Annotated in this window: 16 protein-coding genes; 8 read left to right on the forward strand and 8 right to left on the reverse strand. The window is 70.5% G+C overall.

What is annotated here, in order from left to right; translation table 11 throughout:
* Positions 1–9 precede the first annotated feature (9 nt).
* Genes AB0M01_RS16450 through AB0M01_RS16470 form a run of 5 tightly spaced genes read right to left on the reverse strand, consistent with a single transcriptional unit; the run spans position 10 to position 5,013 of the window.
* A complete protein-coding gene (locus tag AB0M01_RS16450; RefSeq protein WP_363670048.1) occupies positions 10–834 on the reverse strand; it encodes a carbohydrate ABC transporter permease in 825 nt (274 codons plus the stop codon).
* Positions 831–1,772 (reverse strand): sugar ABC transporter permease, encoded by a 942-nt coding sequence (locus AB0M01_RS16455; RefSeq protein ID WP_363670050.1) that lies wholly within the window; start codon positions 1,770–1,772, stop codon positions 831–833. The genes AB0M01_RS16450 and AB0M01_RS16455 overlap by 4 nt, the downstream gene beginning before the upstream one ends.
* Positions 1,769–3,052: an extracellular solute-binding protein gene (locus AB0M01_RS16460; RefSeq protein WP_363670052.1), complete on the reverse strand. Its 1,284-nt coding sequence runs from the start codon at positions 3,050–3,052 to the stop codon at positions 1,769–1,771. The genes AB0M01_RS16455 and AB0M01_RS16460 overlap by 4 nt, the downstream gene beginning before the upstream one ends.
* A 15-nt stretch (positions 3,053–3,067) precedes the next feature.
* Positions 3,068–3,775, reverse strand: a complete 708-nt coding sequence (locus AB0M01_RS16465) for an FCD domain-containing protein (RefSeq protein WP_363670054.1) — start codon at positions 3,773–3,775, stop codon at positions 3,068–3,070.
* Complete coding sequence (locus AB0M01_RS16470) at positions 3,772–5,013, reverse strand: DUF4185 domain-containing protein (protein WP_363670056.1); 1,242 nt, start codon at positions 5,011–5,013, stop codon at positions 3,772–3,774. The genes AB0M01_RS16465 and AB0M01_RS16470 overlap by 4 nt, the downstream gene beginning before the upstream one ends.
* Positions 5,014–5,143: 130 nt before the next feature.
* Here AB0M01_RS16470 and AB0M01_RS16475 point away from each other — a divergent pair, with 130 nt between their 5' ends.
* Positions 5,144–5,530 carry a phage holin family protein gene (locus tag AB0M01_RS16475; protein WP_363670058.1) on the forward strand — a complete coding sequence of 129 codons (387 nt, stop codon included), beginning with the start codon at positions 5,144–5,146 and terminating at the stop codon, positions 5,528–5,530.
* 1 nt (position 5,531) lies between these two features.
* Complete coding sequence (locus AB0M01_RS16480; protein WP_363670060.1) at positions 5,532–5,969, forward strand: low molecular weight protein-tyrosine-phosphatase; 438 nt, start codon at positions 5,532–5,534, stop codon at positions 5,967–5,969.
* 4 nt (positions 5,970–5,973) lie between these two features.
* Here the strand turns inward: AB0M01_RS16480 and AB0M01_RS16485 are convergent, their stop codons facing one another.
* Positions 5,974–7,185, reverse strand: coding sequence for a pyrophosphate--fructose-6-phosphate 1-phosphotransferase (locus tag AB0M01_RS16485; protein ID WP_363670062.1), 1,212 nt, complete (start codon positions 7,183–7,185; stop codon positions 5,974–5,976).
* 183 nt (positions 7,186–7,368) lie between these two features.
* On the opposite strand from AB0M01_RS16485, the gene AB0M01_RS16490 reads away from it, so the two are divergent.
* On the forward strand, positions 7,369–8,331 hold the full coding sequence (locus AB0M01_RS16490) for a hypothetical protein (RefSeq protein ID WP_363670064.1): 963 nt from the start codon (positions 7,369–7,371) through the stop codon (positions 8,329–8,331).
* Here AB0M01_RS16490 and AB0M01_RS16495 read toward each other — a convergent pair.
* Positions 8,323–8,757, reverse strand: coding sequence for an Lrp/AsnC family transcriptional regulator (locus AB0M01_RS16495; RefSeq protein WP_363670066.1), 435 nt, complete (start codon positions 8,755–8,757; stop codon positions 8,323–8,325). The genes AB0M01_RS16490 and AB0M01_RS16495 overlap by 9 nt on opposite strands.
* Positions 8,758–8,845: 88 nt before the next feature.
* Here AB0M01_RS16495 and AB0M01_RS16500 point away from each other — a divergent pair, with 88 nt between their 5' ends.
* The 3 genes from AB0M01_RS16500 to AB0M01_RS16510 are packed head-to-tail and all read left to right on the forward strand — an operon-like array spanning position 8,846 to position 10,582.
* Entirely contained in the window at positions 8,846–9,742 is an 897-nt protein-coding gene (locus AB0M01_RS16500) for an EamA family transporter (protein WP_363670068.1), read from the forward strand.
* Between the two features lie 34 nt (positions 9,743–9,776).
* Entirely contained in the window at positions 9,777–10,037 is a 261-nt protein-coding gene (locus AB0M01_RS16505; protein WP_363670595.1) for a hypothetical protein, read from the forward strand.
* Positions 9,926–10,582: an LLM class flavin-dependent oxidoreductase gene (locus tag AB0M01_RS16510; protein ID WP_363670070.1), complete on the forward strand. Its 657-nt coding sequence runs from the start codon at positions 9,926–9,928 to the stop codon at positions 10,580–10,582. The genes AB0M01_RS16505 and AB0M01_RS16510 overlap by 112 nt, the downstream gene beginning before the upstream one ends.
* Here the strand turns inward: AB0M01_RS16510 and AB0M01_RS16515 are convergent.
* A complete protein-coding gene (locus AB0M01_RS16515) occupies positions 10,572–11,564 on the reverse strand; it encodes an acetamidase/formamidase family protein (protein ID WP_363670072.1) in 993 nt (330 codons plus the stop codon). The genes AB0M01_RS16510 and AB0M01_RS16515 overlap by 11 nt on opposite strands.
* Before the next feature lie 121 nt (positions 11,565–11,685).
* Here AB0M01_RS16515 and AB0M01_RS16520 point away from each other — a divergent pair, with 121 nt between their 5' ends.
* Positions 11,686–12,378, forward strand: coding sequence for a response regulator transcription factor (locus AB0M01_RS16520; RefSeq protein WP_363670074.1), 693 nt, complete (start codon positions 11,686–11,688; stop codon positions 12,376–12,378).
* 1,022 nt (positions 12,379–13,400) lie between these two features.
* Positions 13,401–14,783 carry a HAMP domain-containing sensor histidine kinase gene (locus AB0M01_RS16525; protein ID WP_363670076.1) on the forward strand — a complete coding sequence of 461 codons (1,383 nt, stop codon included), beginning with the start codon at positions 13,401–13,403 and terminating at the stop codon, positions 14,781–14,783.
* Positions 14,784–15,270: the final 487 nt, after the last annotated feature.

Consider the following 15,270-nt stretch of genomic DNA (forward strand, 5'->3'; position numbering starts at 1 on the left):
TCCGAGAGATCAGAACTGGCCGAGGGCGAGGCCCCGGGAGAAGAAGCGCTGGGCGGCGAGGAAGAGCACGACGGTCGGTAGCGACACCAGGAGGCCGCCGGCCAGCACGGTGGGCAGCGCCGCGCCGCCGTACGTGCTCTGCAGGCCGGTCAGGGCCGGCATGATCGGCCGGACCGTGTCGGACTGGCTCAGCGTCAGGCCGAGCAGCAGGTCGTTCCAGACGAACGTCGCCTGCAGGATGAAGATCGCGGCCAGCGCGCTGCCGGCCATCGGCAGGTAGATGCTGCGGAAGATCCGGAACAGACTGCCCCCGTCGACGACCGCGGCCTCGAACACGCTGCGGGCGATCCCGGTGAAGAAGTTGCGCATCACGAAGGCCGAGAACGGCACGCTGATCGCGGTGTAGACGAGCACCATGCCGAGCTTGGTGTCGTACAGGCCGGAGCTGGCGTAGCCGGAGAACAGCGGCATCAGGACCATCTGCAGCGGGAAGATCGTGCCGCCGAAGATGAACACGAACCACGCGAAGCCGTGCTTGAGCCGCAGGGCGACGATCGCGTAGCCGGCCGCGGCACCGATCAGGACCGCGAGCACCGGCGCCACCACGCTGTACAGCGTGGTCGCGAGCACCGTGCCACCGAGCGCGGCCTTGTCCCAGGCGTCGGCGAAGTTGGCGAACAGCGAGAACCCGTCCGGCTTCCAGACCGTCGCCGCGTCGTACCCGTCGACCGGCTTGGCCGCGTTCACGACCAGCAGGTACACCGGCGCCAGCCAGATCAGTCCGAGGACGGCGAGCACGACCGTCCGGACCGGGCCCGAGGAGGTGTTCTTCATCGGGAGTCCCCGTCCGCGAGCTGGTAGCGCAGGTAGAGCACCGACGCGGCGAAGGTGACCAGGCTGAGGAACAGCGCGATCGCCGCGCCCTGGCCGTAGTCGTTGAGCACGAAGGTCTCCTTGTACATCGACAGCGCGAGCGTCTCCGACGACGTCCCGGGGCCGCCCTGCGTCATCACCCAGACCACGTCGAAGGTCTTGAGGCTGCCGACGATGGACAGGCCGATCACGACGGTGGTGATCGGCCGCAGCTGCGGCCAGAGCTGGTGCCGGAACATCCGGAAGCCCTCGGCGCCGTCCAGCTTGGCGGCCTCCAGCGGCTCGGCCGGGATGGACTGCAGCCCGACCACGAAGAGCAGCGCGTTCACGCCGGCCGCCTGCCAGGTGACCGCCACGATCATCATCAGCGTGTTGCCCGGACCGGCCTGCAGCCAGCCGGTGCTCGCGCCCGGCAGCCCGAAGAAGCCGAGCGCCTGACCGAGCGCGCCGTCCGGCTGCAGCACGAAGCCCCAGATGACGCCGACGGCCACGCCGGAAATCGCGTACGGCAGCAGGAACGGCAGGCGCAGCCAGGTGCCCCACTTGTGCCCGTACGTCAGGACCGCGATGACCAGACCGAGGGCCACCGGCAGGGTGACCATCCCGACCACCCACAGCAGCGTGTTGGTCAGCGCCCCGACCAGGTCTGGGTCGCTGAACATCGCCTTGTAGTTGGTCAGTCCGGACCACACCGGCGAGCCGAGGCCGTCGTAGTCGGTGAAGCTGACGTACGTCGTCCACAGGAACGGCAGGTAGAGCAGCAGCGCGACGACGCCGACGGCCGGCAGTCCGAACAGCGGCGCCGCCCGGCCACCAGTACGGGCGTCGCGCTTGATCCGGACCGGTCGCTCGGGTGGGAGCATCCGGACCGGAGCCGGGCGCTGGGTGGTCGAGCTCACTTCTGCTCGGCCCAGTACTTGTCCGCCTCGTCCTGGATCTTCTGCAGGCCGGGCATCGGGTCACCGGGCTTGGTGACGAACGCGCCGAACACCTCCAGCGCCTTGGTCGCGACCGGCACCGGCGTCGCCTCGAACCAGCGGTTGATCAGCCGGTAGCCCTCGCCGCCGACGTCCTTGTTCAGCGCGGCCAGGCTCGGGTCCTTGACCTCGGCCTTCGGGTTGAAGGACAGGTCCCCGCGGGCGTTGGCCCAGGCGGTCTGCGCCTGCGGGCTCACCCACCAGTCGGTCCACTTGGTGACCGTCGAGCTGTGCTCGCTCTTCGCGGCCGAGCAGACCGGGCCGGTCTCGAAGATCATCGAGGTCTTCGGCAGCGCCGCGTTCACGTTCGGGATCACGAAGAAGTCGTAGTCGGTACCGGCCTTCATCTTCAGCGTGTTCAGCGAGCCGCTGAACCAGGTGCCGAAGTTGATCATCGCGACGTCGCCGTTCTTCAGCTGGCTCTGCGGCTCGGTCTTCGAGCCCGGGTCGCTGAAGTAGCCGGCCTCGATCAGCTTCTTCCAGTCGTTCATCACCTCGACCACGGCCGAGTCGGTGTACTTGGCCTCACCGCTCGCGAGCTTGTCGTAGAGGTCCGGGTCCTTGCCGGCCAGCAGCGTCTCGAACCAGACGAAGCTGAACAGGATGTTGGTCTGGTAGAACGGCTTCACCCCGGCCGCCTTGACCTTGTCGGCGACGGCCAGCAGCTCCGGCCAGGTCTTCGGGGTCGCGGTGATCCCGGCCTTCTTGAAGACGGCCTTGTTGTAGTACATCACCCAGTAGCCGGCGTTCAGCGGGACGCAGTACTGCTTGTCGTCGTAGGTGAAGTACGGCTTCAGCGCCTCAGGGATGTTGCCGTCGGCAACCGCCTTGGTCCACTGGTCGGTGGTCTCGGCGACCAGGTTCTGGTCGACCAGGTCCTCCAGCTCCTTGCCGGTGTGCCAAGTGAACAGGTCCGCCTTCTCCTTGGTCCGGAACGACGAACGGATGAACGCGGTGTAGCTGTTGGAGTCGGAGTACCCGACCGGCTCCAGCCCGACCCCGGCGTCCTTCTGGCCCGCGGCACCGACCTGGACGAACGCGTCCTTCCAGCCGCCCTTGTCGTTGTAGAACTTCAGCGAGTCGACGGGCTTGTCCTCACCCTTCGCGGCCGGGGAACTGCCGCCGCCGCAGGCGGACAGGGCGAGCGCGCCGGCGACCGCGAGTGCGGTGAGCGCGGTGCTGCGATGCGTGAAGCGTGACATGGTCGACCTCTCGGCTCAGGGGTGCTGGACGCGTTGGTTGATGACGGCGAGGACGCCGTCCAGGTGTTCACGGGTGAGCCGCTCGGCCAGCTCGACGTCGCCGTCCTGGACGGCGGTGTAGATGGCCCGGTGCTCGTCGAGGTCGGTCTGCGCCTCGCCGTGGATGAACAGGATCTCGAGCTGCTCACGGACGTTGACGACGGTGACCGACTCGACCACCTCGGCCAGCGTCGCGTTGCCGGAGGCCTGCGCGAGGTTGCGGTGGAAGTCCATGTTGACCTCGGCCAGCCGGGCGTGGTCGCCGGAGGCGATCAGCTCCTCGGCCGCGGCCAGGTCGCCGGCCATCCGGTTCAGCGCCGCGCCGGTCCGGACCCGGGCCGCCAGCGCGGCGACCGGCGGCTCGATCAGGGCCCGGGCCTGGAGCAGCTCCACCAGCCGGTCCGCCGACGGCGGCGGAGCGAGCGGGTTGGCCAGGACCAGCCGGCCGATGTGCGATCCGACGTACACGCCGGAGCCGTGCCGCAGCTCGACCGCTCCGGTCGCCTCCAGCCGCCGCAACGCCTCGCGGATCGTCGGTACGGCGACCTTGAACCGCTCGGCCAGCGAGCGGACCGACTCGAACTGGTCGCCGGAGGCCAGCCTGCGGTCGGCGATCAGGGACAGCATCGACGCGGCCAGGTCGTCGAGCAGGCTGCGGCGGGCGACGCCACCCGACGTACTCATCGCAGGCCGTTCGGGGTGAGCGTGACGCCGGTGAAGCGCGGGCGGTAGATGCTCACGTCGGCGTACAGGTCGTTGTTGGCGTCGAGGCTGTTCACGTTGTAGCTGACCAGCAGCTCGTTGCCGCGGCGCAGGTCGGGGTGCTCGTGGGAGTTGTAGGTGATGATGTCGGCGTCGCCGTAGCTGCCTCCGGCGCCGGTCTCGGGCGTGCGGTACAGCTCGGTCTTGTTGACGAACGGGCCGGTCGGCGAGCAGGAGAAGTAGCCGACGACGCGATCGCTGAACAGCTCGGTGGTGTCGTGCGTGACCAGGAGGTACCCGTCACGCCAGCGGGTGACGCTGTGCTCGTTGGCGACGCCTTCGAGGACTCGCGCGGACGCGGTCTCGTCCGACGACCAGCCGGTGCCGGTCCAGTACTGCCAGGGCGCGCCGGCCAGGTCGTCGCCGCGGACCCGGGCGACGTGCTCGTACTTCGACGCACCGAGGTCCTCCACGCCGTACACGTAGGTGAAGGGGCCCTCGCGGAGCAGCCAGCCGGACCACTGGATGTTGGCTGACGACGGCAGTGGGATGAGCTTCTGCAGCTTCAGCGTCTTGCTGTCGAACCTGGCCAGCGAGTTGGCCGCCCAGCGCCAGTCCCACTGGCCGGTCCCGGTCCGCTCGAACCGGAGCGCGGTGACGTCGAGGTTCCGGCCGGCCTTGCTCGTCCCGGCGGCACCGAACCAGTACCAGCCGTTGCTGGGCGGAGGCAGCAGCGCGGTGGGATCGGACGCGGTGCCGCCGGTGACGGTCTGGAGGGACTTGCCGCGCTGCACCATGAACGAGTTGTTGATGAACGGCGTGGTGGTCGGACGGCTGCCGTCGGCGTTGACCGGGCCGAGGAAGGTGTCGGAGAAGATCCACGCCGTCCGGCCGCCGGGCAGGCGGACCGAGTACGTGCTGTCCGCGCCGGTCCAGCCCTTGCCCGTGTCGCTGTAGGCGTTGAACAGGCTCTCGGGCGCCGCGTGCGGCCGCGCGGTCGCCGTCCAGCTCGTCCGGACGGCGGCACAGCTCTGCTCGCCGGTCCGGGGCGCGAATGCGTGCGCCGGACCGGAAACGGTCGTCGGGGAGCGGAAGGTGCCGACCTGGGGGCGTGGCGTCGGGTTGTCACCGGCGGCCGCGGGCAGGCCGGTCACGGCGGTCGCCGCGATCAGCGTTCCGGTGGCGATCCACCGGCGGCGTGACTTGTTGTCTCTCACCATGACCCACCTCGACAGAAATTGACCTTGAGGAAAATGATCTGATCACTTGGTCATTAGCCTGTCAAGAGTCAGGGATCAGCCAGGGCCGCGCTTCGGCCGGTGATGAACCGGCGGATGGCAGGATCGGGGTATGAAGAACCTGATCATCAAGTTGCTGGCCAACGCGGTCGCGCTGGCGGTCGCCAGCTGGGTCGTCGGCGGGATCACGCTGGAGGGGGCGACCACCGGCAAGCGGGTGCTCACGCTGCTGATCGTCGCGGCCATCTTCGGCGTCGTGAACGCGGTGGTGAAGCCGGTCGCGAAGCTGGTCTCGCTGCCGTTCATCATCCTGACGCTGGGCCTGCTGATCTTCGTGATCAACGCCCTGATGCTGCTGCTCACCTCGTGGATCACCGGCAAGCTCGACGTCCAGTTCCACGTCGACGGGTTCGGGGCGGCGCTGCTCGGGTCGCTGGTGATCACGCTGGTCGGCGTCCTGCTGAACGCCGTCCTGCCCGACAAGGCCGAGATCCGCTGACGTGCGGCACGTCGAGGTCGTCTGCACGGGCAACATCTGCCGCTCACCGGTCGGCGAGGTGGTGCTGCGCGCCAAGCTCGCCGCGGCCGGCCTCGACGACGTCGTGGTGACCAGCTCGGGCACCAGCGGCTGGCACATCGGCGACCCGATGGACTCCCGCGCCGCGGCCGCGCTCCGCCGGCGCGGGTACGACGGCAGCGCGCACCGCGCGCAGGAGTTCCGCAGCTGCTGGTTCGCCGAGCGCGACCTGGTGCTGGCGATGGACTCCGGGCACCTGTCCGCGCTGAACCGCCGGCTCGGCACCGAGCCGGTACCGGTCGAGCTGTTCGCCGACGTCGACGTACCGGACCCGTACTACGGGGAGGACGAGGGCTTCGACGAGGTCCTCGACCAGATCGAGAAAGCCGCGGACCTCTGGGTCACGCGGCTCTCCCGATGAAGCCTTACGGCTGGCCGATCTCCGCCTTCAGCGCGGTGAACCACTCGACGCTCGCGTCGAACTCCTTGCCACCGGCGATCCGCGGGAACTCGATCGCGCGCAGCTCGTCGCCGCGCTCCTCGTCGTGCCCGACCACGCCGGACTCACCGCGCAGCGCCGCGTCGACGGCGTAGTCGGTGCACTCCTTGATCAGCGCCAGGTCCTTGTCGTTGGCCGCGGCCGACCGGCTGAAGTAGCCGCTCTTCTGGACCATCGTCTTCTCGGCGCCGATCCGCTCGGCGAACTGCTTGGCGAACCAGGCGCCCGGGTTGATGGTGTCGAGCTTGACGTGCCCGAACGGGTCGCGGCCGACCTCCTCGCCCCGCGCCTCCAGCTCGGCCACGATCGCCGGGACGCCGGCGCCCTCGGACAGGAAGATGTTGACGCAGTCGTTCTCGTCCATGACCGCCTTGAGGCGCTCGGCCTCGGCGTCCAGGTCGATCGATGCCTCCGGCACGTACACGGCGTGCACGTCCCAGCCGCCGGACGTCAGGCCGATGCCCGGGTTCCACTCCTGGGCCTTGACCCACTCGCGGTAGGCCAGCGCGGTCGCGGCGGTCAGCCAGCCGCAGTTGCGGCCCATCACCTCGTGGACGACGAGCATCCGCGGGTTCGAGCTGTGCTCGGCGATCACGTTGCGGGCGAACAGCGCGCCCTGCTCGGCCGCCGTCCAGGCACCCAGGCTCTGCCGGATCGGGATCACGTCGTTGTCGATCGTCTTCGGCAGCCCGACCACGGTCAGCTCGTAGTCGTGCTCGTGCAGGTACGCCGCGAGGTCGGCGGCGGTGGTGTTCGTGTCGTCGCCGCCGATCGTGTGCAGCACGTCGACGCCGTCGGCGACCAGCCGCTCGGCCGCGACCTGCAGCGCGTTCTGGCCGTCGGCGATCAGGCCGCGCTTGACCAGGTCGGCGGTGTTGGTCAGCTTCACCCGGCTGTTGCCGATCGGGCTGCCGCCGAACTGGTGCAGCAGGCCGGCCTTGGCGCGGACCTCGGGCGTCACGTCGACGTACCGGCCGCTGAGCAGACCGTGGTAGCCGTTCAGGTATCCGATGATCTCCACGTCCGGCGCCACCTCGGTGTAGCGCTGGATCAGCCCGCCGACGGCGGACGACAGGCAGGGCGCGAGCCCGCCCGCGGTGAGAAGGGCAACTCTGCGGACAGGCTTGTCGGCAGCCATGGGTCAGGGTCCTTCCGAAGGTCGCTGAAGTCGCTCCCAGCGTAGTGAGGCAGACCACTTCCGGCGCTGGTCGGGGCCCACCAGGCGGACAGCGGCGACTTCGGTACCCGGCTTGGCCGACTTCGGTATCGGGCCTGGCCGCAGGTCTGTCGCTGAGTCCGGGGTGGCCGCCAGACTGCGGGGATGGGTCTGCAGCCACGGGGCATCTCGTACGTTCCCGCGAGCACGCCGGACGTCGTACGGGGTGATCTGCGGGCGATCGCGGAGGAGCTGCACTGCGACACGGTGATGCTGATCGAGTCCGATCCCGAGCGGCACCGGGCGGCCGCGGAGTACGCGTTGCAGCTCGGGCTGGACGTGTGGATCCGGCCGTCGGTCGAGGACCGGCCGCACCGGGAGCTGCTGGAGCGGCTGGCCGGTACGGCGGCCATGGCCGAGGAGCTGCGGCAGCGCTACCCGGGTCGGGTGACGCTGCTGGTCGGCAACGAGTTCTCGCTGACCACGCCGGGGATGCTGCCGGGGCCGCGGGTGTTCGTGCGGGTGCAGGTGCTGGTGCGCTGGCGGCGGTTCTTCGACCGGCGGATCACGCGGAAGCTCGGCGTACTGCTGAAGGCGGCGCTGGCGATCGCCCGGGAGTCGTTCCACGGACCGGTCAGCTACGCGGCCGGCTACTGGGAGCAGGTCGACTGGTCGGGCTTCGACGTGGTCGGGGTGAACTTCTACCGCTTCGGGACGGATGCTGCAGCGTACGAGAAGCAGCTGCGTGAGCTGGTCGACCGGTCGGACAAGCCGGTGGTGATCACCGAGTTCGGCTGCGGCTCGTTCGTCGGGGCCGACCGGCGGGGGCCGGGGTCGTTCCTGATCGTCAACTGGTTCGCCACGCCGCCGCGGGTCCGGGAGGGGTACCAGCGCGACGAGGCGACGCAGGCGGCGTACCTGGGTGAGCTGATCGACCTGTACGACGCGAGCGGTGTCCAGGGCTGTTTCGTCTTCACCTACGCGATGCAGGACTTCCCGCACTGGTCGGACCCGGTGTTCGATCTCGACATGGCCGGTTTCGGCGTCGTGAAGATCCCGGTGAACGAGCCCGATCGGCGGCAGCCGAAGGAGTCGTTCGCCGTGGTCGCGCGGAAGTACTCAGCGTAGGGGGACGGCACGCGGCGGCACCGGGGTCGAGACGACGAACGAGCTGTTCGTCGAGCCGTGCACGTTGAGCTTGTCCAGCAGCCCTTCCAGCGCGTCGATCGCGGGGACCTGGACGCGGATCAGGAAGCAGTCCTCGCCGGAGATCCGGTGGCACTCGACCACCTCCGGGGTCCGCTCGGCCAGCTCGATGATCCGCGGAATCTGGCCCGGGCCGGGCTTCAGCCGCACCCAGGCCGCGACCGGCAGCCCGAGCGCGGCCGGGTCGAGGTCGAGACGGTAGCCGCGGATGACGCCGGACTCCTCCAGCTTGGTCACGCGCTCGCGGACCGTCGGGCCCGAGACGCCGAGCTTGCGCGCGAGCTCGGTGGTCCGGGCGCGGGGGTCGGCCATCAGCTCGGTCAGCAATCGGATGTTCAACTCATCCATGGAAATCCTTTCAGACCCGCAAGTTGTCTGGCTTTCTTCCTTCAGAACGCCATGCCATCGGCGGTTGCGTCTTCCTACCGTAGACCCTGTGAAACCCGTCCTCGCCGCCGCGGCAACCGTCGTGCTCTGGGCCTCCGCGTTCGTCGCCATCCGGCACACCGGCACCGAGTTCTCCGCCGGCGCCCTGTCGCTGGCCCGCCTCCTGGTCGGCAGCGTCCTGCTCGGCGCCTTCCTGCTCGTACGCCGTACCGAAGCCCCCGCCGTCCGCCGCTGGCCCGCCAAGCACGACTGGCCGCTGCTGCTGGCCTGCGGGCTGCTCTGGTTCGGCGTCTACAACCTGACCCTGAACGAAGCAGAGCGCCGCCTCGACGCGGGCACGGCGGCGATGCTCGTGCACATCGCGCCGCTGCTGATCGCGCTGCTCGCCGGACTCACGCTCGGCGAGGGCTTCCCGCGGCCGCTCGTCATCGGCAGCCTGGTCGCCTTCGCCGGCGTCGTGGTGATCGGTACGTCGACCTCCACCGGCCGCGCGGAGACCTGGGGCGTCGTCCTCTGCGTCACCGCCGCCATCTCGTACGCCGTCGGCGTCGTCACCCAGAAGCCGCTGCTCAACCGCCTGCCCGCCGCCGAGGTCACCTGGCTGGCCTGCACCATCGGCGCCGTCGTCTGCCTGCCCTTCGCCCCGGCGCTGCTCACCGAACTCCGGACCGCGAGCACCGCAACGATCTGGTGGGTCGTCTACCTAGGCGCCTTCCCCACCGCCCTCGGCTTCACCACCTGGGCCTACGCCCTCCGCCGCTCCACCGCCGGCCGCATGGGCGTCACCGTGTACGCCGTACCGGTCGTCGCCATCCTCCTCGGCCGGCTCCTCCTCAACGAGACCCCCGCCACCCTCGCCATCGCCGGCGGCGCGCTCTGCCTGGTCGGCGTTGCAATCTCCCGCCGCAAGGACACCCCCGCCCGAGTGAAGGAGCCGGCCCGATGAAGTTCGGACTCTTCGTCCCCCCCGGGGCTGGCGAATGGACCTGATCGAACTCGCCGACCCGATCGACCAGTGGGAGGCGATGACCGCCGTCGCCCGCGCGGCCGACGCCGGCCCCTGGGACTCGATCTGGCTCTTCGACCACTTCCACACCGTCCCCGAACCGGCCCGCGAGACCGTCTTCGCTTGTACGCCGGGCGCGGCGCGTGCTGGTCGGAGCACGAGTGGACGGCGTACGGGTATCCGTGGACCAGCCTCAAGGACCGAATGGGCTCCTTCGCCGAGTCGGTCGAGCTGATCCACCGGCTGTGGACCGAGGACGATGTCGTCTTCCACGGCAAGTACCACTCGGTCGACAAGCCGTACGTCGAACCGCGGCGCAAGCCGCCGCTGTGGATCGGCGGCGGGGGCGAGAAGGTCACGCTCAAACTGGCCGCGCAGTACGCCGACGCCTGCAACTTCGGAACCGGCGTCGTCGACACGATCCGGCGCAAGCTCGCCGTACTGCGCACGCACTGCAACGCGGTCGGGCGTGACTACGACGCGATCGTGAAGTCGACCAGCATCAACGTGTTCCCGGTCGAGGCCGGCGCCGACCCCGTCACCGCGACGGCGAAGGCGCGTGGCCGCTACTCGTTGGAGGAGTTCCGCGAGATCGGCAACGGCGGTGGGCTCGAAGGGCTGCGGGCCGAGGTCGTGACCGCCAAGCAACTGCGGATCCAACTGGAGCAGTTGGCCGAGGTCGGGATCGAGTACGTGATCGTTTACATCCCGGGCGTCGCCTACGACCACGAACCGTTGCAGCGGTTCGCGGCGGACGTCGTACCGGGGTTCAGGGCTTGATGCCGCGCAGCTGCGCGTGGATGCCGCCGTACGCGTCGGTCTTGGGGAGCAGCCGCTTCGGGACCTTGGTGACGACGCTGTAGTTGGCGTCGACCACGTTCGCCAGCGGGACCTCGCTGACCTGGCTGAGCAGCTGGTAGGCGTCCAGCTTGTCCAGGCCGTACAGCTCGCCGAGCCAGGCGACCATGTCGACCTGGCCGGTGCGCCAGGCGTCCTCCAGCGGGCGGCTCGACCCGACGACGGCCAGGTGGTCGTCGGTCTCCAGCCGCGGCCAGGCCGGGCCGGGGGTCTTGATCAGCTCGACCAGCATCACCACGTTCATCGCGCCCTCGACCGCCGTACCGCAGGACTCGCCCTCGCCCTGGCGGTAGTGACCGTCGCCGACCGAGAACAGGGCGCCCTCGACGTTGACGCGCAGGTAGCACGTCGTACCGGCCTTCATCTCGGGCGTGTCCATGTTGCCGCCGAAGTAGTCCGGGACCAGCGACGAGCGGACCTCGAACGCCGCCGGGGCGACGCCGACCGTGCCGAGCATGGTGTTGATCGGCAGCGCCAGCTCGAAGTCGCTGCCCTGGGCCTGGAAGCCGACGGTCTGGTTCGCGGTGTCGACCTCGTAGATCCAGGTCCGCTCCGGCAGCGGGTCCTGGAGGGTGGCGGTCTTGTCGGTGCTGGTCAGGCCGCCGAAGAACGGGATCGTCGCCGACGCGCCCCAGCTGCGGGCCGGGGTCAGCTCGACGAAGTGCAGCGCGAGCGTGTCCCCCGGCTCGGCGCCCTCGACGTAGAAGGGGCCGGTCTGCGGGTTCACGAAGGGCATGTTCAGGCTGACGCTGGCCAGATCCGTCGTACTGCGGAGGCTGCCGGAGAACGCGTCCTCGGTCCAGAGCCGCAGCAGGCTGCCCGGTTGGACGCGGCGGACCGGCGCGGCACCGCCGAAGGTCCAGGTGAGCTGCTCTTTGGCCGGGGAGAATTCGACGATGTCCACGCGGAAAAGCTACGCCTGGTGTTCGGTCCTTCGCGACTGATCAGCGGGTTCTCAGCGGATTCTCAAACAGAGCGCATAAAGTCACTTGGCGGACAGGAACGGACAACGCGGGGAGCGAACGATGCGGGTACTGGTGGTGGACGACGACCGGGCGGTCCGGGACTCGCTGCGCCGTTCGCTGGAGTTCAACGACTTCGAGGTCGTGACGGCCTCCGACGGCGCCGAGGCGCTCGCCGTGATCGGCAACGTCGAGCCCGACGTGGTCGTGATGGACGTGATGATGCCGCGCCTCGACGGCCTGGAGACCACCAAGGCCCTGCGGGCCGCGGGCAACAACGTCCCGATCCTGGTCCTCACCGCCCGCGACGCCGTCGCCGACCGCGTCGACGGCCTGGACGCCGGCGGCGACGACTACCTGACCAAGCCCTTCGCGCTGGAGGAGCTGCTGGCCCGCCTGCGCGCCCTCCTCCGCCGCAGCGCCACCCCCGGCGAAGGCGGCCCCCGCGGCGAGGTCCTCCAGTACGCCGACCTGGTCGTCGACGTCGACGCCCACGAGGTCCACCGCGGCGAGGTCGCGATCCAGCTCACCCGCACCGAGTTCTCCCTGCTGGAGCTCCTGATCCGCAACCCCCGCCGCGTCCTCGAACGCGCCGTCATCCTGGACGCGGTGTGGGGCTACGACTTCCCGACCACCGCCAACTCCCTCGAGGTCTACGTCGGCTACCTGCGCCGCAAAACCGAGGTCAACGGGCTGCCCCGGCTGATCCACACGGTCCGCGGCATTGGCTACGTGCTGAGAGACACGCCACCGTGAGCTCGGAGCCTCCGGAGTTCCCGTCGTACGCCGACGACCGCGTTCCCCCGAGCGGGCCTGAGCGTGAGGCTGACGCGAGTATGCCGAGCACGAGTGGCGCCGCGTCCGACGGCAGCAGCGTCCTCCCCGGCGCGACCGGGCGCGGACCTGACGCGAGTGCGCCAGACACCGGCGGAGACGCTGGCAGGCAAGACACGGATGCGCCGGGCACGAGCGGCGGCCCGGCGGACGGCGGCAGCGTCCTCCCCGGCGCGGCGGAGCGCGGATCTGACGCGCGCACACCAGGCGCTGGCGACGACGCACGCACGCCTGCCGCGGGAACGCCGGGCACGAGCGGCGACGCCGGCGCCCGTACGTCGGGTGCAAGCGGTGTGACCACACCCCGGCCACGCGCCGAGCACGCGGCGACGACTGCATCCGGCGGTGACGCAAGTGCTTCGATCGCGAGTACTGGCGGCGCCAGCACACCCGGACCGCGCGCTGAGCGCGACGCCGGATCGGCTGCGTCCGGCGGACGCATCCCCCCGACTCCGAGTCCGCGGCCGAGCGCGCTTGGGCCAGCGCGGTCGGGTGGACCTGGGACCGGGCAAGGGCTGATCCCGCCGACGCCCAGCCCCCGCCCAGCGACGCCCGGTGCCAGTAGGCCCGGGCCCGGCAGGCCGGGCTCTGGCGGACCCGGCTCTGGTGGGTCTGGCTCCGGCCGGCTCGGCTCCGGCGGGTCTGGCTCCGGTGGCCGCGGCTACCTCGGCGCTGGCGGCCCCGGCGGCGGAGCGCCCGGCACGTCCGGCTCCGCTGGGATCGGCGCGCCTGGCTCCGGCGGGCTTGACGGGTCTGGCGCGGGTGGCCCCGGTGGACCTGGTTCAGCTGGGCCTGGTGGATCCAGCTCCAGCGGGGCTGAGGTCCGGCGGTCCAACGGCACCGTCCCCAACCGGATCACCGCGACAGCCGCGCGCACGCAGAGCTGGTGGCAGGAGAAGCTGCACCGGCTGAGCCTGCACGCTCGCGTCACGCTGCTAGCCGCCGTGGCCGTCGGGTTCGCGGTGGCGCTGGTCAGCGTTTCGGCGTACGTGACCGTGCGCCAGCAGATGTACCAGAACCTCGACAACAGCCTCGTCGACCGCGCCGGCCAGGCCGCCAGCCGCGGGATCCTCACCAACCTGACCAACTTGCAGGAGGTCTCGCCGGACGCGCTCGGGCTGAGTGACATCAAGCTCGGGCTGCTCGGCGCGGACGGGCAGCAGTTCGGTGCCGACCCGCAGTACCTGCCGCCGATGGGCTCGGCCGAGCAGGAGGTCGCGGTCGGGCAGGGCAACGAGGCGAGCATTCGTACCGTTGGCGTGCGGAACGCCGGGCACGTGCGCGTGGTCGCCGTACCGACGCAGTTCTGCCCGTACCGCGGGGTGAAGTGCTCCGCGGACGAGATCGAGCCGGGCGCGCTGGTGGTCGCCCAGTCGCTCGACCCGATCGACCGGACCCTGCACAACCTCGGGATCGTGCTCTGGGCGTTCGGCCTCGTCGGCGTGATCGGCGCCGCGCTCGCCGGCAACGCGATCGCGCAGTCCGGCCTCCGGCCGCTGGTCCGCCTGACCGGCGCCGCCGAGCACGTCGCCCGGACCGAGGAGCTCCGCCCGATCCCCGTCACGGGCACGGACGAGATCTCCCGCCTCGCGATGGCCTTCAACGCGATGCTGCAAGCCCTGGCGAGATCCCAGGACCGCCAGCGTCGACTCGTCGGCGACGCCGGCCACGAGCTCCGTACGCCGCTCACCAGCATCCGCACGAACCTCGACCTGCTCGCGCAGGCCGACAAGCGCGGCGGCCTCAAACCCGAGGACCGCAAGCAGCTGCTCGACGACGTCCAGGCGCAGATGGACGAGCTGACCACGCTCATCGGCGACCTCACCGAGCTCGCCCGCGACACCCCGCAGGTCCGCGACGCCGAGCTGATCGAGCTGTCGAACGTGGTCGAGGACGCGGTCCTGAAGGTACGCCGCCGCGCACCCGGCCTGGAGTGGGACGTGCAGCTCGCGCCGTTCCCCGTCTGGGGCGACGAACGCCTGCTCGGCCGCGCGGTCACCAACCTGCTCGACAACGCCGCGAAGTACAGCACCCCGGACAACCCCGCGCCTGGCGAACCGCCGTCCCGCGTGATCGTCCGCCTCCGCGACGGCGTCCTCACCGTCACCGACAGCGGCCCAGGCATCGCCGAGGCCGACCTCCCACACGTCTTCGAACGCTTCTACCGCTCGAGCGAGGCGCGTAGCCGTCCTGGTTCCGGGCTGGGCCTGGCGATCGTGAAGCATGCCGCGGAACAGCACGGAGGCATGATCTACGCCCGCAACGCGCCGTCAGGCGGAGCCCAGTTCACCCTGTGGCTGCCGCACGCGGCTACTCAGTCCCGCTGAACTACAGAGGTGCCCAGAGGCCCGCTGTACTGCGGCCGAGGAGGTCTGCTGTGGTGAGACCGGTCCGGCCGGAAGGCGATGTGGTGTGGGCCGCCAGCTGCCAGCGGCGAGCGGCCAGCGGGAAGGCGCCAGGCCGCGCGGCGGGCGCGGGTGCAGGCGCGGGGCGCGGGTGCAAGCGCACGGCGCGGGCGCGGGGCGCGGGCACCGGATGCGGGCGCGGGTGACGGATGCGGACGCGAGCGCCGAGTGCGGGTGCGGGCACCGGGTGCGGGCGCGGGCGCCGAGTGCGGACGCGGGCACCGCACGCGGGCATCGGGTGCTTTGCAGCTAATCGCCGGCTCTACACACACCGCCCTCCGGCCGGAGCGGCCTCAGCCACAGCAGACCTCCTCGGCCGCATCACAGCGGCGCTCAGCCGGACACGGCCCGCGCGGCAGCGCGGAACTCAGCGCGCCAGCGCGCACCTGGCGCCGCTAGGCGCACACCT

This window comes from Kribbella sp. NPDC051770 (assembly GCF_040681455.1).
Lineage (GTDB): Bacteria > Actinomycetota > Actinomycetes > Propionibacteriales > Kribbellaceae > Kribbella.